This is a genomic window from Bacillus sp. ISO11, assembly GCF_003458115.1.
In the GTDB taxonomy this organism is placed as follows: Bacteria; Bacillota; Bacilli; order Bacillales; family Bacillaceae_G; genus Bacillus_A; species Bacillus_A cereus.
Genome location: NZ_QXCO01000104.1, coordinates 1 through 370, shown reverse-complemented (window position 1 = coordinate 370; position 370 = coordinate 1). Strand labels below are relative to the sequence as shown.

Sequence of the window (370 nt, the reverse complement as noted above, 5' to 3'; positions counted from 1 at the left end):
GAAGACGAAGAAGACGAAGAAGACGAAGAAGACGAAGAAGACGAAGAAGACGAGGAAGACGAAGAAGACGAAGAAGACGAAGAAGACGAAGAAGACGAAGAAGACGAAGAAGACGAGGAAGACGAGGAAGACGAAGAAGACGAAGAAGACGAAGAAGACGAAGAAGACGAAGAAGACGAAGAAGACGAGGAAGACGAGGAAGACGAAGAAGACGAAGAAGACGAAGAAGACGAAGAAGACGAAGAAGACGAAGAAGACGAAGAAGACGAGGAAGACGAAGAAGACGAGGAAGACGAGGAAGACGAAGAAGACGAAGAAGACGAAGAAGACGAAGAAGACGAAGAAGACGAAGAAGACGAAGAAGACGAGG

1 protein-coding gene is annotated in these 370 nt (G+C 47.0%); it reads left to right on the top strand.

Annotated elements, in window-relative coordinates; all coding sequences use genetic code 11:
- Positions 1–370, top strand: a 370-nt coding sequence (locus tag D1166_RS32470) for a hypothetical protein (protein ID WP_179951337.1), incomplete at both ends; no start/stop codon positions are given.